This window comes from Paraburkholderia sp. BR13439, assembly GCF_040948805.1.
In the GTDB taxonomy this organism is placed as follows: domain Bacteria; phylum Pseudomonadota; class Gammaproteobacteria; order Burkholderiales; family Burkholderiaceae; genus Paraburkholderia; species Paraburkholderia youngii.
On sequence record NZ_JBFPKN010000024.1, the window covers coordinates 79,715 to 100,102 of the forward strand.

Below are 20,388 nucleotides of genomic sequence, written 5' to 3' on the forward strand. Positions count from 1 at the left end.
GAAGCCACCTCTTCCCTGGCAACGCGGCTCAAACGAAAACACGAATGGGCTTCTGAGGCAACACTTCCCTAAGGGTACTGATCTCTCCGTCTACTCGCAGGCCAGACTGAATGCCGTAGCCAGACGGCTCAACGAACGTCCCCGAAAAACACTAAACTTCGACACGCCGGCTGAGCGATTTAACCCAATCGTTGCATCGACCGGTTGAATCCGCCGCTTTGATTGGCCTGTCGTTTCTCGTGCTGCTTTACACGGTCGTGCCGGCGATGCAACGCGGTCATCCGGCCACGCACCAGTGGCAGGCCCTAACCCGATAAGGAGGTTGCATGGACACGCACAAGTTCGTACTTGCGCTGGAGGGCGAAGGTATGGATCCCGACCAGGCAGCCATCATCCCCCACGAGATATACGCGATCTATGCTCACTCCGGACTGGGTGGAGTCTATAAACCCGTGGACTATGGCGATCTTGAAATGCTTCGCGCGAAGGCAGATCTTGTGCGAGCCGAGAAAGAAGCGCGACTCCAGTCGCTACTCGCGATGAGAGCTGACGACGCCGTGCAACAAGCGTACTGGATGGGCGAAATGAAGCGGATCGAAGGAGAGAGAAGGAAGCGCGGCTTCATCAGATGAGCGGTTCCAGACTCCGCAGCCGAATGGCGATTCAGGCAGACGATTGCCTCCGAACCTGACCGGTTGCATGGCCGCCGGGAGTTGGCATTGCCGGCCGGGACCCAGGCGGCGTTCCGCGAAGTCGGCAACGGCAACAGGTATCACGCGCGCGCGTGTCGCCGCCAATGCTCAATGCAAACGGGATGGTTTCAACCCATGGTGGCAACGTGGCGTGCGCCGACCCCTGTAGGCCACGACCCGCAACCACAGTTTGGCGTATGGTGGGTTGTTTGGTGGGTAGAAACGAAAAACGGGCCAAGAGGCCCGTATTCATTGATATCCTGGCGGAGAGAGGGGGATTCGAACCCCCGATAGGCTATTAACCTATACACGCTTTCCAGGCGTGCGACTTAAACCGCTCATCCATCTCTCCGGCGGGGAGCCGAATTATAGCAAACTTCGCGCCTTGCGCCACACCCCTAGCCAACGCCGCACACAAACGCCCTACGGATGCCGGATATAGTCGACCAGCGCGATCGTATAGGCGTCCGCTTTGCGATCGATCAAACTCACCCCGATCGCCACGAGAAACCCCGCCGGCACGCCGAACACGCCCGAGCTGATCGGCTCGATGCCGAACCAGCGCGCACCCGTGAAACCTGTCATCTGCGTGAAGAACGGATACGTCGACACGATGTAGTAGATGCACACGACGAGCCCCGCGACCATCCCCGCCACTGCGCCCAGGCGCGTCGTGCGCTTCCAGAACACGCCCAGCACGAGCGCCGGAAACAGGCTCGACGCCGCCAGCGAAAACGCCGCCCCGACCAGAAACAGAATATTCCCCGTATTCAGCGACGCCACATACGAAGCGAACAGCGCGACACCCAGCAGCAGAATCTTCGAGATCGTCACGCGCCGCTGGCTCGACGCGTTCGGATCGACCATGTGGTAGTACACGTCGTGCGACAGCGCGTTCGCGATCGTCAGCAGCAGACCATCCGCGGTCGATAGCGCCGCCGCCAGCGCCCCCGCCGCGATCAAGCCCGACATCACATACGGCAGCCCCGCGATCTCGGGCGCCGCGAGCACGACCATATCGGGCTGCATCTGGATCTCGCTCCAGCGCACGATGCCGTCGCCGTTCGTATCGGCGAGGCTGATCAGGCTCGGTTCGACCTTGCGCCATTGCATCAGCCACTGCGGCAGATCGGCAAAATGATGGCCGACCAGATTCGACAGGATCTCGTACTTGATCAGCACCGCGAGCACCGGCACGGTCAGATAGAACAGCGCGACGAAAAAGAGCGTCCAGCCCACCGAGCGGCGCGCCGACCCCACCGAAGTCGTCGTGTTATAGCGCGTCAGGATATGCGGCAGGCTCGCCGTGCCAAGCGACAGACACAGCAGCAGCGACAAAAAGTTACGCGCATGGGTGCTCCGGTCTTCATCGCCGACAGCAGGAAACGGCTCGTGCATCGGCACCGGAGCGGTCGCCCGCATCAGCATGTCGTCGCGCTTCTGGCTCCAGACGATCTGCGCGGCGGCGGCATCGCGCGGAAACTGTTCGAGCGCGCGCTCGCGTTCCTTGATCTCGCGCAACGGACCGTTATGGCGCCGCAGATCGCCGACCTCCTGCGTGAGCCGCTGCTTCTCGTCGATGAACGATTGCGGCAGCGTATCGAGCCGCATCTGCATCAGCGCGGCACGGCGTCGATAGTCGTCGCGCACGCGCTCCTCGAGCGGCGCGTCGCGCACCTGCTTCTCGAGCGCTTCCATGCGCTCCATCAGGCGCCCATAGCTGAATTGCGGCACCCAGCCGAGGCCGTCCTTATGCGCGATCATCGACACCGGTATCAGCATCGCGAGGATCAGGATGATGTACTGCGCAACCTGAGTCCACGTAACGGCGCGCATGCCGCCCAGAAACGAGCACACCAGAATGCCCGCGAGCCCGCAGAAAATGCCGACCGCGAAATCGACGCCGATGAAGCGCGTGGCGATCAGCCCGACACCCTGGATCTGCGCGACCAGATAAACGAACGAGCACAGGATCGCGGCGAGCGCCGCGAGGCCGCGCACCGCGTTGCTCGAATAGCGCGTGCCGAGAAAGTCGGGAATCGTGTAGCGCGCCAGCTTGCGCACATACGGCGCGAGCAGGAACGCAACGAGACAATAGCCGCCGGTCCAACCCATCAGGTACGCGAGGCCATCGTAGCCGGTCGCGTAGATCGAGCCCGCCAGGCCGATGAACGACGCGGCCGACAGCCAGTCGGCCGCGGTCGCCATGCCATTGAACGCCGACGGCACGCGCCGTCCCGCCACGTAGTATTCGACCAGATCGGACGTGCGCGACAGCACGCCGATCACCGCATACACCGCGATCGGCACGAACAGGAACACATAGCCGATCCACACACCGGGACCGGTGCTGCGCTCGATGCGCCACATCACATAGACGAACAGCAGAAAGCCGAGCGTGTAGAGCGCGTACGAGCGGATCAGCCGATGCGTGAGCTTCATCGGCTCAGCGTCCGCGCGCGGCCGGCGCGTCCGTGCCGACGTTGACTTCATCGTTCGCGCCGCTGGTGGAATCCGCGGCGGGACCGCTTGCGGCATCGCGCTGCGAATCCGCTTCGAACGCGCGCTGCAACCTACGATCGGCGCGCTGCATCAGCACGATATAGACGACGATCAACGCGAGGTAGATCAGGATCGCGCCCTGCGCGCCAAAGTAGAACGGCAGGCTGAAGCCGCCGACGCGCACCTGCGCGAGCGCGGGCGCCAGCAACGGCACGACGAAGGAGACGAAGAAGCCGAGCGTCATCAGCACCGCGATCAGCGCGAGGTTGAAGCGCCAGTACTTGCGATGCGCCAGCGCCATCGCCGCCGAGACCGGAGGCGGTTCGGGCGGGGGGTTCAACGTGGCATGGGAGGATAGGTGCGGCGCGGCCATGCGCCTATGTATCAAAAAGGCACCGGCGAGGCAATTGGGATTGTCCGCGCAATGCCGTGATGCAAGCCGTCCGCTCGATTCACGGGTCTGCTCGATACACCGGCAAGTGTGTCGATCGACACACCGCCACCGTCCACGCAGACCCGCTTACAACGCTTTAAATCGACTCGCCGAGCTGGTCGAGAATCGCCGGGTTTTCCAGCGTCGACACGTCCTGCGTGATCTCCTCGCCCTTCGCGAGCGAGCGCAACAGACGACGCATGATCTTGCCCGAACGCGTCTTCGGCAGGTTCTCGCCGAAGCGGATGTCCTTCGGTTTCGCGATCGGACCGATCTCCTTGCCGACCCAGTTGCGCAGTTCGTTCGCGAGCTTGACAGCCTCTTCGCCTTGCGGACGCGCACGCTTCAGCACGACGAACGCGCATACCGCCTCACCGGTCGTCGCATCGGGGCGGCCCACCACGGCTGCTTCCGCGACGAGCGGATTGGCGACCAGCGCCGACTCGATCTCCATCGTGCCGAGACGATGGCCCGACACGTTCAGCACGTCGTCGATGCGGCCCATGATCGTGAAGTAGCCCGTTTCCTTGTCGCGCACCGCGCCGTCGCCGGCGAGATAGAGCTTGCCGCCGAGCTCCTCGGGGAAGTAGCTCTTCTTGTAGCGGTCCGGATCGCCCCACACGTTGCGCAACATTGCCGGCCACGGACGCTTGACCACCAGAATGCCGCCCTGCCCGTTCGGCACGTCCTGGCCCGTTTCGTCGACGACCGCGGCCATGATGCCCGGCAGGGGCAGCGTGCACGAACCCGGCACGAGCGGCGTCGCGCCCGGCATCGGCGCGATCATGTGACCGCCGGTTTCGGTCTGCCACCACGTATCGACGACCGGACAACGGCCGCCGCCGACGTTCTCGTAGTACCAGACCCACGCTTCCGGATTGATCGGCTCGCCGACCGTGCCGATGATGCGCAACGTCGACAGGTCGTAGCTCTTCGGATGCACTTTCGCGTCGGCCTCGGAGGCCTTGATCAGCGAGCGGATCGCCGTCGGCGCCGTATAGAACAGCGTGACCTTGTGCCTGGCGATCATCTGCCAGAAGCGCCCGGCGTCCGGATAGGTCGGTACGCCTTCGAACATGACCTGCGTGCCGCCGAGCGTCAGCGGTCCGTACGCGATGTAGCTATGGCCGGTGATCCAGCCGATGTCGGCGGTACACCAGAACACGTCGGAGGGGCGCCAGTCGAAGGTCCACTTCAGCGTTTGCGCGGCCCACAGCAGATAGCCGCCGGTGCTGTGCTGCACGCCCTTCGGCTTGCCGGTCGAGCCCGACGTATAGAGGATGAAGAGCGGGTGCTCGGCGTCGACCCATTCGGGCGCGCATTGGTCCGACTCACCCTGCGTGAGTTCATGCATCCACAGGTCGCGTGCGCCGTCCCACGCGACCTTGCCGCCGGTGCGCTGGTACACGATCACGCTCTTGACCTTCTCGCAGCCGCCGAGCGCGAGCGCTTCGTCGGCGATGCTCTTCAGCGGCAAGGCCTTGCCGCCGCGCATCTGTTCGTCGGACGTGATCAGCGCGACCGCGCCGACGTCGACGAGCCGCTCGTTGAGCGACTTCGACGAGAAGCCGCCGAACACGACCGAGTGGGTCGCACCGATACGCGCGCATGCCTGCATCGCGACGACGGCCTCGATCGACATCGGCATATAGATGACGACCGGGTCGCCCTTCTTCACGCCGCGTTTTTTCAGCGCATTCGCGAAGCGCGATACGCGTTGCAGCAGATCCTGATAGGTGACGTTGGTGACGGTGCCGTCGTCGGCTTCGAACACGATCGCGACGCGCCCGCCGTTGCCGGCCTCGACGTGACGGTCGATGCTGTTATACGACGCGTTCAGCTGGCCGTCTTCGAACCACGTATAGAACGGCGCCTTCGATTCGTCCAGCACCTTCGTAAATGGCTTGTGCCAACTTAGCGTCTCCTTCGCGAGACGCCCCCAAAAGCCTTCGTAGTCGCGCTCCGCTTCGGCGGCAAGCACCCGGTACGCGTCCATGCCGGAGATCGTGGCACCCTTCGCCGTGTCGGCGGAGGGCGGAAAAACGCGGCGTTCCTGAAGAACTGATTCAATCGCAGACATCGACAACCCCTTGGTGAAGATGAAAAACGGAAAACCTGTACCGGCGCGCATCGCGCGCGGGTCTTATCCTGTTCGAGCCGCCACGAGCGGCGCTGTCTCCCACCTCGCAATGCCGTCGAACGCGCGCGCGTGCGGCATCGCAACATCCGTGCTTGCGGGCACCCTGCTCGATCACCCCGCGTCAAGGCTCAACCATAAGCGCCGCAACTTACCGGCCACTTACGCACATCGTGTTGATCTGCAAGCGAAAACCCTTAGATCGGGCGAGCCACCGACGTGCTTGAGCGTTGATCAGACGAGATGCGCGCGGAAAAGATCGCTCGTTCTATCGAGCGTTCCATGTTCACCCGCAGCACATCGCATGCCGCTGATGCGAACCCGATGCACCGTCCGGTCGCCCGCTGTCGCACTCTTACGCCCGGTCGCACGGCCTCTTACAATGCTAACTGAACTAGCCGTCCGGATTCCAGCTTGAATCGCTACGCCCTGCTTCTCATTACCTCGATGCTGCTGGTCGGCAGCAATGTCGGAATCGGTAAATCGATCGTCGCCTTCGTTCCCGTCCCGCTGTTCGCGCTGCTGCGTTTCGTCATCGCGATGGCCGTGCTATGGCCGCTCCTGCGCGTGACCAAACTGCGCCGCGTCAAACGCGACGAATGGATCAACCTGTTTTTGCAAGCGCTATTCGGCACCTTCGGCTTTACGCTGCTGATGCTCAACGGCGTCGCGCGCACCAGCGCGGTCGCGGCAGGCGTGATCACGAGCACGATTCCGGCGGTCGTCGCGCTGCTGTCGTGGCTGCTCCTGAAGGAGCGGCCGGATGGCCGCGCCCTCGCGTCGATCGCGCTGGCGATCGTCGGCGTCGTCGTCATCAATGTCGCGCACGGCGAGGCGGGCGCGGATGCGACGGCCGGCACCGGCTCGCTCGCGGGCAACTTCATGGTGCTCGGCGCGGTGTGCTGCGAATCGCTGTACATCATCCTGTCGCGCCGCCTCACGCAAACGCTCGCGCCGATCGACATCTGCGCGTACACGCATCTGTTCGGCCTGTTGCTGATGCTGCCGCTCGGCGCCGGCGCGCTCGCGCATTTCGACTATCGCGCGGTGCCATCGAACGTCTGGATGCTGGTGCTGTGGTACGGGCTGTCGGCCAGCATCTTCTCGTTCTGGCTGTGGATGAAAGGCATCCGCCACGTGTCCGGCAGTCTCGCCGGCGTGTTCAGCGCGGTGCTGCCGGTCGCCGCGGCGCTCTACGGCATCGTGTTCCTCGGCGAGCGGCCCACGCTCGCGCACGGCATCGCGCTCGCCTGCGTGGTCGCCGGTATCGGTCTCGCGAGCCTGAAGGCGCGCAGCGTGCCGCCGGTCGCATCGTAGTTCGGGTGTGGCGGGCGGGCTGCCCGCCGCAGAGCAGCAGATTCGACCGACGCTGTACAATACGGCGCCCGACGCGAGTCTCGCGATCCTCCGATGGCCGCGCCCCGCACCGCCGTCGGCGCCTGGCCCGTGTTCCGTCACCCCCGCTTCATCTGACCGTTGCCTATGTCCGCTTCGCGACCCGCCTTCGCCCGTCCGCGCCGCCCTATGCGCGCGCTGCCCCACCTCGTATTCATGAGCCGTTGGCTGCAGGTGCCGCTGTATCTCGGGCTGATCGTCGCGCAGGCAGTCTACGTCGTGCTGTTCCTGAAGGAAGTCTGGCATCTGGTGGCCGACGCGATGAAGCTCGACGAAACCAGCATCATGCTCGTCGTGCTGGGCCTGATCGACGTGGTGATGATCTCGAACCTGCTGATCATGGTGATCATCGGCGGGTATGAAACGTTCGTGTCGCGCCTTGGCCTCGACGGTCATCCGGACGAACCGGAATGGCTCGATCATGTGAACGCCGGCGTGCTGAAAGTGAAGCTGTCGATGGCGCTGATCAGCATCTCGTCGATCCATCTGCTGAAGACCTTCATCAGCCCCGACCAGAACACGACGCACACGATCATGTGGCAGGTGATCATCCACGTCGCGTTCCTCGTATCCGCGCTCGTGATGGCGCTCGTCGACCGCCTCACCACGCACACGCATCCCAAGCATTTCGAAGAGCCCGCGGCATTGCACGCCGTGGGCGGCATCAAGGTTTCCACTCCCCTGAAGGCGCAAGACTGACCGCACGCGCTGCGATCCGAAAACAAGCGCCTCCCCACTGAGCTAGCCATGACCGTCATCAAACAGGAAGATCTGATCCAGAGCATCGCTGATTCGCTGCAGTACATCAGCTACTACCATCCGCTCGACTACATCGAAGCGCTCGGCCGCGCATACGAGCTCGAACAGAGCCCGGCAGCGAAGGACGCGATCGCGCAGATCCTGACCAACAGCCGCATGTGCGCCGAAGGCAAGCGCCCGATCTGCCAGGACACCGGCATCGTCACGGTGTTCGTGAAAGTCGGCATGGACGTGCGCTGGGACGGCGCCACGATGAGCGTCACCGACATGATCAACGAAGGCGTGCGCCGCGGTTACCTGAACCCGGACAACGTGCTGCGCGCATCGATCGTGAGCCCGCCCGAAGGCGCGCGCAAGAACACCAAGGACAACACGCCGGCCGTGATCCACTACGAGATCGTGCCGGGTAACACCGTCGACGTGCAGGTCGCGGCCAAGGGCGGCGGCTCGGAGAACAAGTCGAAGTTCGCGATGCTGAACCCGTCGGACTCGATCGTCGACTGGATTCTGAAGACCGTGCCGACGATGGGCGCCGGCTGGTGCCCGCCGGGCATGCTCGGCATCGGCATCGGCGGCACCGCTGAGAAAGCGATGGTGATGGCCAAGGAATCGCTGATGGACCCCATCGACATTCAGGACGTGATCGCACGCGGCCCGAAGGACTGGATCGAAGAGCTGCGCGTCGAGCTGCACGAGAAGGTCAACGCGCTCGGTATCGGCGCGCAGGGTCTCGGTGGCCTGTCCACGGTGCTCGACGTGAAGATCATGGCCGCGCCGACGCACGCCGCGTCCAAGCCGATCGCGATCATCCCGAACTGCGCGGCGACCCGCCACGCGCACTTCACGCTCGACGGTTCGGGCGTCGCCAGGCTCGAAGCGCCGTCGCTCGACGCATGGCCGAAGGTGCACTGGGAACCGAACACGGAAACCAGCAAACGCGTCGATCTGAACACGCTCACGCCGGAAGAAGTGGCCGGCTGGAAGCCGGGCCAGACGCTGCTGCTGTCGGGCAAGATGTTGACGGGCCGCGACGCCGCGCACAAGCGCATCGCCGACATGCTCGCGAAGGGCGAGAAGCTGCCGGTCGATTTCACCAACCGCGTGATCTACTACGTCGGCCCGGTCGATCCGGTACGTGACGAAGCGGTCGGCCCGGCAGGCCCGACCACCGCGACGCGGATGGACAAGTTCACCGAGACGATGCTCGCGCAAACGGGCCTCATTTCGATGATCGGCAAGGCCGAGCGCGGCCCGGTCGCGATCGAGGCGATCAAGAAGCACAAGGCCGCGTATCTGATGGCCGTCGGCGGCGCCGCGTACCTCGTGTCGAAGGCGATCCGCAGCGCGAAGGTGCTCGCGTTCGAAGACCTCGGTATGGAAGCGATCTACGAGTTCGACGTGCAAGACATGCCGGTCACGGTCGCCGTCGATTCTAACGGCACCTCCGTGCACCAGACCGGCCCGAAGGAATGGCAGGCCAAGATCGGCAAGATTCCGGTCGCCACGGCTTGATGAGTCGCAATTAGCGCCACTCGGATCGGTCGAAAAGCCGGGGCTGCGGTCCCGGCTTTTTTTTTGCCCCGCATCACGCATGCGCAAGGCGGCGCACGCACGAGGCCGCAAACGCCGCCAAAACTTGTGTCGGATTCTTGGCTTTTTGGGGCATGGCGTTTATTGTTGTTGGAAATTCAAGGTCCCCGAAAAAGGAAATAACATGCAAGGCGACAAGAAGGTCATCGAATATCTGAACGCGCAGCTGAAGAACGAGCTGACCGCGATCAACCAGTACTTCCTGCATGCGCGGATGTACGGTCACTGGGGCCTCGATAAGCTCGGCAAGCACGAGTACGACGAGTCGATCGGCGAAATGAAGCATGCCGACATGCTGATCGAACGGATCTTCATGCTCGACGGTCTGCCGAATCTGCAGGACCTGCACAAGCTGCTGATCGGTGAGGAAACCAAAGAGATCCTCGAATGCGATCTGAAGCTCGAACAGATTTCGCAAAGCACCTGCAAGGAGGCGATTGCCTACTGCGAATCGGTGCGCGATTTCATCTCGCGCGAAATCTTCACGAAGATTCTCGACGACACCGAAGAGCACATCGACTGGCTCGAAACCCAGCTCGATCTGATCGACAAGGTCGGTATCCAGAACTACCAGCAAAGCGCGATGGGCTCGGTCGAGTCCTGAGCGAGGCACCTTGAAGCATCCCGCGAGGTAGCGGCGCGAATGCCTGCCGGGCAGGCATTCGCGCCCGGACCGTACCGCATGGGCGATATACTTGCGCGCTTGCTCGCGCTTTGCCCCAGGCTCCGCCTGTTTCTTCGACCACCACGTCACGCTCGTTTTCTTGACTATGCCCGTCCCCGCGCCGTCCCCGACTGTCCGCAGTGTTGCCGCTGGCGCCGCGTCGCAGGCGCCGATCGGTATTTTCGATTCGGGGCTCGGCGGACTGTCGGTGCTGCGCGCGGTGCGCGCGCAACTGCCTGAAGAGGCGCTGCTGTATGTCGCCGATTCGCTGTACGCGCCTTATGGCGAGCGCGATGACGACTTCATCACCGACCGCACGCTAGCGATCGGCGAATGGCTCGCCGCACGAGGCGCGAAGGCGCTCGTGGTCGCGTGCAATACGGCGACCGCGCAGTCGATCGCGCTGGTGCGCGAAATGCTGCCGATTCCGCTAGTCGGCGTCGAACCGGGCGTCAAGCCCGCCGCACTGCAATCCAGGAGCCGCGTCGCTGGCGTGTTGGCAACCCAGGCGACGCTGCGCAGCGCCCGCTTCCAGGGACTGCTCGAACGCTACGCCGCCGATTGCCGCTTTCTCTGCCAGCCCGGGCACGGGCTCGTGCAGGCGGTCGAGCGCTGCGACGTCGGCTCGGCCGAGCTGCGCGCACTGCTGCGCAGCTACCTGCAACCGATGCTCGACGCAGGCGCCGACACGCTGGTGCTCGGTTGCACCCATTACCCGTTTCTCGACGCTGCGATCCGCGACATTGTCGGCGAGCGGCTCGCGCTGATCGACACGAGCGTGGCGATCGCTCGCCAACTCGAACGCGTGCTTGAGCAGCACGGCCTGCGCGCCGCCACGCCGGCCGCAAGCACGCCGCTACCACGCTTCTACTCCACCGACGACGGCATCCATCAGCAGCAATTGGCCGCCACACTGCTGCGGATCGAGGCTGCGGTCGAGCACGTCTTGATACCCTCCCGCCGCACAGCCGCATCGGATTCCCGCGCCGCCTAGAGCCGGATCTCGCTCACCCGCTGCCCGTTCTTCGGACGAAATCCATTCTAAGAGGCTGGTTTTGTTACAAAAAATCGCAGACGACGCTTGTCAAACAAACCAAACAAAATGATAATAATTCGCATTAACGTTAGCTATGACGCCTGCCATGATCGTCTGTGTTTGCAAATCCGTTTCCGACCGCACCATCCGCTCCTCGATCGCGGACGGCATCGACTCGTTCGACGAGTTGCAGTTTGAACTTGGCGTCGCCTCGTGCTGCGGCAAATGCGAGGAATCCGTGCGCGACGTGATGCTGCAAAGCGGCGTGTGCGCGAGTCGTTGCGGTGTGGTCGAGCGTCATCAGCAAGTGCAGAGCATCGCCGAGGTCGTGCAGGTCACGTTCTACGAGCGCAAGGCAGCCTGAATTAGCTAGCGGGGCGCGGTGCAAGCCGTGTCAGTGTCCCCAAGCCCCTATCCTTGATGCACATTTAATGTAACGCTTAATGCGACACTGAAAGTGCCGCATGTCTGCAACAAAACCGCAGTACAGTCCGCCGTACCGCGTTATCCCACTGCCGTCAGCAAGCCAGTATTCGTACCAGCCAGCTACCCCGCTCTGCCCCTTCGAAAGGAGTTCGAGATGGAATTGCTGATTGGTTTCGTGACTACTTTGTTCATTTCGCTGCTGATTTTCCGAACATGACGATGTCCTGTCCGCCGCGCCGCCCGAACGGTGCGCTGCCACACTGACCATGCAGGCTCCGCACCCTGTTACCGCAGGCGCCCCGCTGGCGTCGTCCACCCGCCCGAATTCCCGCGCGCTGACGGCCACCGCCGTGGTCGCCGCGGTACACGTCGCGCTGCTCGCCGTGATCATGACGCTGCGTCACGAGCCCGTGCAGGTCGCGCTCGAATCGCACGTGATGACCGCCGAGCTGCTGCCGCCCGCACCGATCGCCGCACCGGCCGCGCTGCAATCGATCGCACCGCCGCCGCCTCAGCCGACGCCGCCCGTCCATACGAAGCCGAAAGTCCAGCCGAAGCCGGCCCCGACGCCAAAGCCGACTCCCACTCCGACTCCGTTGCCCGAGGCCGCTGCGCCGTCGCCGACGCCCGTCGCGGCGCCCGATCCGACACCACCCGCGCCTGCCGCACCGGCGACGCCGCCCGCCGCGGCAGCGCCCGCGATCGGCAAACAGACGATGGACATCAGTGCGCCAAAGAACGTGTCGCATCTCGATTGCAACATCGCACATCCGGACTACCCTGCGCTGTCGCGGCGCCGCGGCGAGGCCGGCACGGCGTACGTCCATTTCGTGGTCGGCCTGACCGGCAAGCTCGAAGGCATCGAGTTGAAGAAGAGCAGCGGCTTTAGCCGTCTCGACGACTCGGCCGTCGCCGCCGTGCGCGCGAGCGCCTGCAAACCGTATCTCGAGAACGGCGAGCCCGTCAGAGCCGCGTACACCCAGCCTTTCAACTTCAATCTGACCGACTGAAGCAAGCTTTCAAAAACAAGGAATTGCGATGCAAAACTACGGATTGGCGCACGTGTGGGCGCAAGGGGATTTCGTGACGCGCGGTATCGCGCTCGCACTGTTGATCATGTCGGTGATGTCGTGGAGCGTGATCGTCGTCAAGGGCTGGAATGTGGTGCGCCTGAAGCGCCTGACGAAGAACGCCGAGCAGGCGTTCTGGCATTCGGACGACCTCGCCGACGGCGTGAAGAAGCTCGGCGGCGGCGCCTCGACGCCGTATGACAATCCGTTCCTCGCGCTCGCGCTGTCGGGCCAGGAAGCGGCCGACCATCATCACCAGACGCAGCCGCATCTGCATGACCGCATGGACGTGTCGGACTGGATCACGCGCTGCCTGAAAGACACGATGGACGAAAGCGTCGCGCGCATGCAGAGCGGTCTCGCGATTCTCGCGTCGATCGGCAGCACCGCGCCGTTCGTCGGCCTGTTCGGCACCGTGTGGGGCATCTATCACGCGCTGCTCGCGATCGGCACGAGCGGCCAGTCGTCGATCGACCAGGTGGCCGGCCCGGTCGGCGAAGCGCTGATCATGACCGCGTTCGGTCTATTCGTCGCGATTCCGGCGGTGCTCGGCTACAACGCGCTGACGCGCGCCAACAAGGCGATCGTCGCGAAGCTGAGCCGCTTCGCGCACGGCCTGCATGCGTTCTTCGTAACGGGTGCCCGTCTGTCGTCGACCAAGCGCGGCGACGGCCTGCGTCTCGCGACCCGCGCCAACTGATCGACGAGGCACTTCAATGGCAATGAGCCCTTTCGCCGGAGACGATGACGACGGCCTGATGAACGAGATCAACATGACGCCGCTCGTCGACGTGATGCTGGTTCTGGTGATCGTCTTCATGGTGACGATTCCGGTGATCCGTCACGCGGTCAAGATCGATCTGCCGCATGCGAGCAGTCAGAAGGAAGACACGAAGCCCGCGCAGGTGACGGTGTCGATCGACGCGGACGGCAACGTGCTGTGGGACAGCACCAAGGTCGACGACGCAGCGCTCGCCGCGAAGATCGCCGCGGCCGCGCAGGCGAGCCCGCAGCCGGAACTGCATCTCGATGCGGACCGCAAGGTCCCGTACGAGAAGGTCGCTCAGTTGATGTCCGCCGCGCAGGCTGGCGGCCTGACGAAGATCGGCTTCGTCACGCAGCCCAAAGCGAAGTAACGGGTCGCGTTGCACGCGAAGCAGAACGCTCGTCCACGCAAAAAACCCGTTGAAACACGGCCATAAAGTAAAAGGCCTTCATCGTCGGATGAAGGCCTTTTTTGTGCGCGCTCGGCGCCTTCGGGCGGCGGGATCATTTGCCATCGGCCGAAGACTGATAGCTTTTATCACCGCATGCGAGGGCCGTGGTCGACACGGACAACGCGGTCAGCCCTATCAGGCCCGCTATGATAGCGGCCATGAGTTTTCGCATAGGAGACTCCTTAGCGAAAGGGATTTCACTATATTCCTGTGCGCGCGCGCATTCAAGCAAACGGCCATTGAAAGTAACCATAACAGGCCACGCTTAAATGCTAAAAGCGATTTGCGAAGCGCGATAGCGGCCGCAGCGTACCGTGCGACTCTTGAGTTTCCTCAAGCGCCTGATTAAGTCACCGTCGACGCAACCGGAGCCGCCGCCGCAACCGATGCCTGCGCCACCGTTTTGTTGCCGTGCGCAGGACACTCGCCCATGATGTGCTTACCTTCATCGGGATCGAGCATCTCGACCAGATAATCGACGAACGCGCGCACGGCCGGTACCATGCCCTGACGCGATACGAACACCGCGTACAACTGCGGCGTCGGAAAACTCCAGCCCGGCATCACGGGTGACAACAGTCCCGCCCTCAACGCGGCGCCATACATCATCTCGGGCAATGCGGCGATGCCGACACCGGCCAGCACCGCCTCGCGAATCGTCATCAGATCGGCGGTCACGAGACGCGGTTCGTGCTCGTGAGCATGGCGCGTACCGTCGGGCGAGATCAGGTTGTACACGTGGCGGCCGTCGCTCGTCGGCACGTCGAGTGTTTCGAAGCGGTTCAGGTCGGCCGGCGTCAACGGCGGCGCATTCTGCTGCAGCAGGCTCGGCGCGCCGACCAGCATCTGCTCGGTGCGCCACAGCGGCCGCACGACGATGTTCGCGTTTTCCGGCGGATCGGAACGCACGCGCAGCGCGACGTCGATCGAATCCTCGAACAGATCGACGACGCGATTGGTCACGCGCATCACGACGCGCACTTCCGGATAGCGGTGCATGAATTCCGGCAGGATCGTCGACAGAATCGTCTGCGAGATCGTGACCGGCACGCTGACGCGCACCGTGCCGCGCGGCGACGAGCGCAGCTGCTGCACGACATTGACCGCCGCCTGCGCTTCGCTGAGCATCGCCTGACAGTGCTGGTAGAACAGCTGCCCCGCTTCCGTCAGCGCGAGCTTGCGAGTGGAACGCTGCAACAGCCGCACGCCGAGCGACGCCTCCAGCTCCGTGAGCCGGCGCGACAGGCGCGACTTCGAGATGCCCAACACCCGCTCGGCGGCCGAAAATCCGCCATGTTCGACGACCTGCGAAAAGTACATCAGGTCGTTCAGGTTGTGTGAATCGATCTTCATCTCATCGTTCCATAAACAGAACAATCCATTGCTGAGGGGCGGCTGGCACCGCGAAAAACGGTCCCTATAATAGCTCCATGTTTCAGAAATAACGCTATTCCCCATTTTTCGAGGTGATATTGATGACTACGTCACGTACGATCGAACGCACGTTTCCGTCGGTTCGCACGGTGGAAGGCGGCGGATTCGTCGTTCATCGACCGTTTCCGACCCGTCTCCTGATGGACTTCGATCCGTTCCTGCTGCTCGACGAAATGGGGCCGGTCGACTATGCGCCGGGCGAGGCCATCGGCGCGCCCGATCATCCGCATCGCGGCTTCGAGACGGTCACCTACGTGCTCGAGGGCCAGTTCGGCCACAAGGACTCGGCGGGTCATTCGGGCACGCTGCACGCCGGCGACGTCCAGTGGATGACTGCGGGCGCGGGCGTCGTGCATAGCGAAATGCCCGACCCGGAATTCACGCGCACCGGCGGGCGCGTGCACGGCCTGCAGTTATGGGTGAACCTGCCGCGTCGCGACAAGATGATCGCGCCGCGCTACCAGGAGATCCCGTCGGCACGCATCCCAGTCGCGACGTCCGAAGACGGCCGGGTGCGCGTCAAGGTCATCGCGGGCGAAGCGCTCGGCATCAAGGCCGCTATCGAAACGCGTACGCCGATCCTGTATCAGCATTTCTCTCTGCAGCCGGGCGCGACGATCCGCCAGCCGGTGCCGGCCGACTATCGCGTGTTCGCGTATGGGCTGTCCGGCAAGGGCGTGTATGGCGAAGGCGACGCGCGCGCCGACATCGACGCGCGCACGATGGTCGTGTTCGCCAACGACGGCGACACGGTGACCATCACGGCCGGCGACGAACCGCTCGAAGTGCTGCTGCTCGGCGGCGTGCCGCTGAAGGAGCCGGTGGTGCGCTATGGCCCGTTCGTGATGAATACCGAGGACGAGATCCGTCAGGCGGTGGTCGACTATCAGGCCGGGCGGATGGGCGCGATCACGCATTGACCGGCTAACGCGCGCCGCCAGATGCCCCTCTCGGGGCGCGAACACCGGTAAATTCGGTCACAATATCGGCTCATGTCGCGCGAGCCGCGTTGATTGCAACAGTCCGAGGCGCGCGACCCAATATGATCGCTATCACAGGAGCGCGCATGGCAGAGCCCACCGTCACCGCCCACATCGGTTCGACGAATTTCCAGGTCGTGTTCGACGACGGCAAGCACACATGGATTGCCGACGAACCCCAATCGCTAGGCGGCGGCGACCGCGGCCCGACACCGGTCTCGCTGCTGCTGTCGAGCCTCGGCGCGTGCACGTCGATCACGCTAAAGATGTACGCGCAGCGCAAAGGCTGGCCGCTCGCGAGCGTACGGGTCAAACTGTCGATGGAAACCGGCGACGCGGGCTCGACGATCGACCGACAGATCATGCTCGATGGTGAACTGTCCGACGAGCAGCGGGAACGGCTTTTGCAAATTGCCAATGCATGCCCGGTGCACAAGATCCTCACGCACACGATCTCGATCCGCTCCGCGCTCGCCGTCGCTTAACAGGCGCACCAGACGATGCATAGGACGGTCGGACGTCGCCCGTTCGGGCCACGGGCATTGCAATATTTTCATAGGACGCAGTCGACTTGAATTTCGAACACCTCATTCAGATCAACGATCCGTTGAATCCCCTCGTCGAATCGATGACCCGCGAGCAGCTGTGGGAAGGTCTCGTGTTGCGCGCCGAGCAGCCGCAACTGTTCGTGATGGGTCTCGACAGCTGCACGATCCTGTCGCGCGACGGCAATGTGCTCGAGCGTGAGTTGCACTACGGCCAGGCCACCGTGCGCGATCGCGTCACGCTGCAGGAAAGCGACAGCGTGCGCTACGACATCCTGCCGACCGCCGAACACGTTGGCGGCTCACTGACGATGACGATCGAGCAACCCGACGAACTGCAGTTGTTCCTGCGCTTCGAGTACGCGACCACGCTGCCCGTCTCGACGACCGATCAGGACGCCGTGCGGACGCAGGAGATCGTCAAGTCCGCGTATCGCGAGAACGATATCGACACGGTGAGACTGATCCGCCAGTACGTCGCGACCAAACAGGAACCGGGACCGTTGCACTGAGAAACCGCGCGGGCGTCTCGCCCGCGCCGCTGCGGGGCCATGTCCAAGATGGCCCCAAGGTCGTCGTCTAGCCGCACATTTCATTCAGCTATCAGAAGACGAATCCGATGAATTTCTCGGCCTTGTAAATAGGAATAGTTATCATTTAGAATCATCCCATCGAATCGACGAACAAGCTAGAACGAATGACCGATATGACTCGCTCCACCACGCTCAGCCTGCGCCGCTCGGCGGCCGCGCTAACCAGCCGCACGAAGCCGTCGACAACGACCGCGCAAGCGGCGAAGCCCGCCGCGGAACGCACCGCCGGCCAAGGCGAGACGGCGGAACGGGTCGTGCGCAGCGACGCGCTGCTGCAAGGCCATAGTCCCATCAGCATCGTGCACAACGGCGAGACGTACCAGTTACGTGCGACGCGCCTCGGCAAGCTGATCCTGACGAAGTAGCAACGCAACACGAAGTAAGTACCGGGTATTGTGGGGACCACCTCCCCGAGAGGTGTTAGGCATTAGCCAGCCACGACGGCTTGCACGCGAGAACTAGACCCCTTCGTGCAGACACCAAGCCAGCCGTCGCAGCAAGCCAGGCCGTTTTTTTGGTTCTCATTCGAAAGCGGAAGCGCGCAACGGCGCACATCGCTGAAGTTCAAAATGAAAAAGCCGTGGGATGTTGCCATTCCACGGCTTTTGCGCTTGCTTTCTTGGCGCTTGCGCCTGCGTTCGCACCGAACCCAGGCCAAACACTTACTTCGACGCCCAGCCCCAGAACATCAGCCACCACGCGCTATTGACGACCGCCAGCGCCGCGACGAACCACAGCATCGCCAGCGCGCGCTGCACGAAGCGCTCGCTATAGCGACGCGTGACGAGCCACACGAGCCATGCGCTCCACGCGCTGGAAATCACGAGGATCGCGATGCGCAGATCCGACGCCCACCACAGTGACACGTGCTCGGCGCGCAGCAGCGACAGCGTCGTCGCCGACAAACCGAGGAACACACCCGCGCCCGCAATCGGAATCAGCCCCTGCGTCAAGTGATGCAACCGCGTTGCATTGAAGCGCCCGAGCATGCGCGTGGCGCCCGTCAGCAACAGCAGCAGCGCGGTGCCATAGACGAGCGCCGTCGCGAGGATGTAGCCGATCAGCAGCGAGCCGTCGAGCCACGAGAACACGTCGTTCTGCTCGGGGTAATGCGTGAACAGGAACCACGGGGCATTGGTCTCGAGCGGCCACGTGATGTCGTGATCGACGAGCCAGTTCGCCGCGAACATCTTCAGGTCGATGAACCAGCGCGACGCGGTCCAGTGGAACGCACCGATCGCGATGCCGAGCAGGCCATACAGGATCAGCGCGGTGTCCCACGGATTCGCCTTTTTGTCGCCCAACTGCACGACTTCCGTCGACGGCTTGCGCCACGTCAGCTCGATCGCATCACGGTGTCCGCTGCAGCGGCCGCACATATGGCAGTCGGCCGCGCCCTTCATGTTGCGCAACGGCACGAGCGGCGCGCAGTTGATCGGAATCACCCGGTGCCCATGCTCGCCGTTCGTGTACGAACGGCGCCACGCGTCTTCGTCGACCTTGTAGTGAAACGGCGCGAGGCGCGCCAGAAGCGAAAAAACCCCGTTGACGGGGCACAGGTATTTGCACCAGACGCGCTTCTCGCGTCCGTACAGCAGACCGATCACGATGGCCGCGAAAGTCGAACCGCCGAGCACCAGCAGCACTGCTTTCGGATACTGGTAGACGCTCACCATCTGGCCGTAGATCGTCGTGATGCCGAACGCAACGAAGGGCCAGCCGCCCCAGCGCATCCAGTGCGGAATCGCGCGGCCGCGGCCGTACTTGCTCGCGAACTCGGCGAGCGCGCCCTCCGGGCACAGCACGCCGCACCAGACGCGGCCGAGCATCACCATCGACAGCAACACGAACGGCCACCAGATGCCCCAGAACACGAACTGCGCGGCGAGCGTCAGGTTGCTCCACAGATGCGCGGTATCGTCCGGCAGCGGCATCAGCGCGGGCGCGATGATCAGGAACGCGTACACCGCGACCACGACCCATTGGATGCCACGAATCACCGCGCCATGGCGCTGCATCCACTGGCCGACCGCCGCGAGGCGGCCCGGCCGCGAAGCCATCACGACGCTCATGCCGCGCGCCCTGCTGTTTGCTGCGCGGGCTTGCGAGTGGCGCGGCGCACCAGCAGATAAACGACCGCCCAGTAGACGGCATAGGCAAGCAGATTCATCAGCGCCGGATGCGCACGGTAGCCGGTCAGCGTCGCGACGAGCGAACCGAAGGTGCTCGAATCATCGAGGATCGCCGACGAATTCCACAGCTGGTCGACGAGCGTCGGCAGGATTTCCTTGTCGATCAGCTTGTCGATGCCGGTCTGGAACAGCCCCGCGCCGAGGAACAGCAGCATGATTTCGGTGACGCGGAAAAAGACCCGCCACGAGATGATCTTGCCGCCGAGCTGCAACACGTAGAAGGTCAAGAATGCGAGCGCGAGACCGATCGCGACAGCGAGCATCTGGCTGCCGTCGACATGACCCGACTGGCCGAAGCCGAGGCCGTACAGGAAGATCACCGTTTCGCTGCCTTCGCGCGCGATCGCCAGGGCGACCAGCAGCGCGACACCCCACCAGTTCGAATCGCGCTTGCTCTTTTGCAGCGACTGTTCCATGTCGCGCTTCAGCGTGCGGCCGTGCTGCTTCATCCACAGCACCATCTGCACGATCAGCACGCAGGCGATGAGCACCATCGCGGTCTGGAAGTAATCCTGCGCGTCACCGGAGAGCACCTCGGTGAAGCCGACAAGCGCCGCGCCGAGCGCTACCGCCGCGATCACGCCGGCCGCCAGGCCGCCCCACAGGTACGGCAGGCCGCGGCGCGCGTCGTCGTCGCCATTTTTCAACCACGCGTACAGGATGCCGACGACCAGCAGCGCCTCGACACTTTCCCGCCACACGATGAACAGAATCTGACCCATT

At 63.5% G+C, this 20,388-nt stretch carries 20 protein-coding genes, 1 tRNA gene and 1 pseudogene; 15 read left to right on the top strand and 7 right to left on the bottom strand.

Features of this window, described 5'->3' with window-relative positions; all coding sequences use genetic code 11:
• Positions 1-13: 13 nt before the first annotated feature.
• Together AB3X96_RS34355 and AB3X96_RS34360 are read left to right on the top strand one after the other, a co-directional pair.
• A pseudogene (locus AB3X96_RS34355) lies at positions 14-208 on the top strand (transposase); the annotation flags it as partial.
• A 118-nt stretch (positions 209-326) separates the two neighbouring features.
• A complete protein-coding gene (locus AB3X96_RS34360) occupies positions 327-632 on the top strand; it encodes a hypothetical protein (RefSeq protein WP_368593184.1) in 306 nt (101 codons plus the stop codon).
• Positions 633-953: 321 nt separating this feature from the next.
• On the opposite strand, the gene AB3X96_RS34365 is transcribed toward AB3X96_RS34360, so the two are convergent.
• From AB3X96_RS34365 to acs, 4 genes are all read right to left on the bottom strand, one after another.
• Positions 954-1,044, bottom strand: a tRNA-Ser gene (locus AB3X96_RS34365).
• Positions 1,045-1,115: 71 nt separating this feature from the next.
• The gene (locus tag AB3X96_RS34370; RefSeq protein WP_176123500.1) at positions 1,116-3,134 is read right to left on the bottom strand and encodes a sodium:solute symporter family protein; all 2,019 of its coding nucleotides are present in this window, start codon (positions 3,132-3,134) and stop codon (positions 1,116-1,118) included.
• A gap of 4 nt (positions 3,135-3,138) precedes the next feature.
• A complete protein-coding gene (locus AB3X96_RS34375) occupies positions 3,139-3,567 on the bottom strand; it encodes a DUF4212 domain-containing protein (protein ID WP_184225497.1) in 429 nt (142 codons plus the stop codon).
• A gap of 157 nt (positions 3,568-3,724) precedes the next feature.
• Positions 3,725-5,707, bottom strand: coding sequence for an acetate--CoA ligase (gene acs / locus AB3X96_RS34380; protein WP_368593185.1), 1,983 nt, complete (start codon positions 5,705-5,707; stop codon positions 3,725-3,727).
• A gap of 471 nt (positions 5,708-6,178) precedes the next feature.
• Between acs and AB3X96_RS34385 the strand changes: the two genes are divergently transcribed.
• The 9 genes from AB3X96_RS34385 to AB3X96_RS34425 all read left to right on the top strand — a co-directional run bounded on the left by AB3X96_RS34385 (position 6,179) and on the right by AB3X96_RS34425 (position 13,840).
• Positions 6,179-7,081 carry a DMT family transporter gene (locus tag AB3X96_RS34385; protein ID WP_368593186.1) on the top strand — a complete coding sequence of 301 codons (903 nt, stop codon included), beginning with the start codon at positions 6,179-6,181 and terminating at the stop codon, positions 7,079-7,081.
• Positions 7,082-7,288: 207 nt separating this feature from the next.
• Complete coding sequence (locus AB3X96_RS34390) at positions 7,289-7,858, top strand: TIGR00645 family protein (RefSeq protein WP_368593187.1); 570 nt, start codon at positions 7,289-7,291, stop codon at positions 7,856-7,858.
• A 48-nt stretch (positions 7,859-7,906) separates the two neighbouring features.
• A complete protein-coding gene (locus AB3X96_RS34395; protein WP_184138591.1) occupies positions 7,907-9,430 on the top strand; it encodes a fumarate hydratase in 1,524 nt (507 codons plus the stop codon).
• Between the two features lie 202 nt (positions 9,431-9,632).
• On the top strand, positions 9,633-10,112 hold the full coding sequence (gene bfr, locus AB3X96_RS34400; protein WP_176109072.1) for a bacterioferritin: 480 nt from the start codon (positions 9,633-9,635) through the stop codon (positions 10,110-10,112).
• Positions 10,113-10,278: 166 nt separating this feature from the next.
• Positions 10,279-11,166 (top strand): glutamate racemase, encoded by an 888-nt coding sequence (murI, locus tag AB3X96_RS34405; protein WP_368593208.1) that lies wholly within the window; start codon positions 10,279-10,281, stop codon positions 11,164-11,166.
• A 148-nt stretch (positions 11,167-11,314) separates the two neighbouring features.
• The gene (locus tag AB3X96_RS34410; protein ID WP_176109074.1) at positions 11,315-11,572 is read left to right on the top strand and encodes a bacterioferritin-associated ferredoxin; all 258 of its coding nucleotides are present in this window, start codon (positions 11,315-11,317) and stop codon (positions 11,570-11,572) included.
• 328 nt (positions 11,573-11,900) lie between these two features.
• Entirely contained in the window at positions 11,901-12,644 is a 744-nt protein-coding gene (locus AB3X96_RS34415; RefSeq protein ID WP_368593188.1) for an energy transducer TonB, read from the top strand.
• 28 nt (positions 12,645-12,672) lie between these two features.
• Complete coding sequence (locus AB3X96_RS34420; protein WP_368593189.1) at positions 12,673-13,404, top strand: MotA/TolQ/ExbB proton channel family protein; 732 nt, start codon at positions 12,673-12,675, stop codon at positions 13,402-13,404.
• A gap of 16 nt (positions 13,405-13,420) precedes the next feature.
• Positions 13,421-13,840, top strand: a complete 420-nt coding sequence (locus tag AB3X96_RS34425; protein WP_368593190.1) for an ExbD/TolR family protein — start codon at positions 13,421-13,423, stop codon at positions 13,838-13,840.
• Positions 13,841-14,266: 426 nt separating this feature from the next.
• Here the strand turns inward: AB3X96_RS34425 and AB3X96_RS34430 are convergent, their stop codons facing one another.
• Complete coding sequence (locus tag AB3X96_RS34430) at positions 14,267-15,274, bottom strand: LysR family transcriptional regulator (protein WP_368593191.1); 1,008 nt, start codon at positions 15,272-15,274, stop codon at positions 14,267-14,269.
• Between the two features lie 122 nt (positions 15,275-15,396).
• Here AB3X96_RS34430 and AB3X96_RS34435 point away from each other — a divergent pair, with 122 nt between their 5' ends.
• The 4 genes from AB3X96_RS34435 to hemP all read left to right on the top strand — a co-directional run bounded on the left by AB3X96_RS34435 (position 15,397) and on the right by hemP (position 17,838).
• The gene (locus AB3X96_RS34435; protein ID WP_368593192.1) at positions 15,397-16,275 is read left to right on the top strand and encodes a pirin family protein; all 879 of its coding nucleotides are present in this window, start codon (positions 15,397-15,399) and stop codon (positions 16,273-16,275) included.
• 146 nt (positions 16,276-16,421) lie between these two features.
• Complete coding sequence (locus tag AB3X96_RS34440; protein WP_368593193.1) at positions 16,422-16,820, top strand: OsmC family protein; 399 nt, start codon at positions 16,422-16,424, stop codon at positions 16,818-16,820.
• A gap of 86 nt (positions 16,821-16,906) precedes the next feature.
• Positions 16,907-17,392, top strand: a complete 486-nt coding sequence (locus AB3X96_RS34445; RefSeq protein WP_176109081.1) for an SRPBCC family protein — start codon at positions 16,907-16,909, stop codon at positions 17,390-17,392.
• A gap of 185 nt (positions 17,393-17,577) precedes the next feature.
• On the top strand, positions 17,578-17,838 hold the full coding sequence (gene hemP, locus AB3X96_RS34450; protein WP_368593194.1) for a hemin uptake protein HemP: 261 nt from the start codon (positions 17,578-17,580) through the stop codon (positions 17,836-17,838).
• 297 nt (positions 17,839-18,135) lie between these two features.
• Here the strand turns inward: hemP and AB3X96_RS34455 are convergent, their stop codons facing one another.
• Both AB3X96_RS34455 and AB3X96_RS34460 read right to left on the bottom strand, forming a co-directional pair.
• Complete coding sequence (locus AB3X96_RS34455) at positions 18,136-19,545, bottom strand: 4Fe-4S binding protein (protein WP_368593195.1); 1,410 nt, start codon at positions 19,543-19,545, stop codon at positions 18,136-18,138.
• Positions 19,542-20,387, bottom strand: a complete 846-nt coding sequence (locus tag AB3X96_RS34460) for an FTR1 family protein (RefSeq protein WP_176109084.1) — start codon at positions 20,385-20,387, stop codon at positions 19,542-19,544. The genes AB3X96_RS34455 and AB3X96_RS34460 overlap by 4 nt, the downstream gene beginning before the upstream one ends.
• Between the last annotated feature and the right edge of the window lies 1 nt (position 20,388).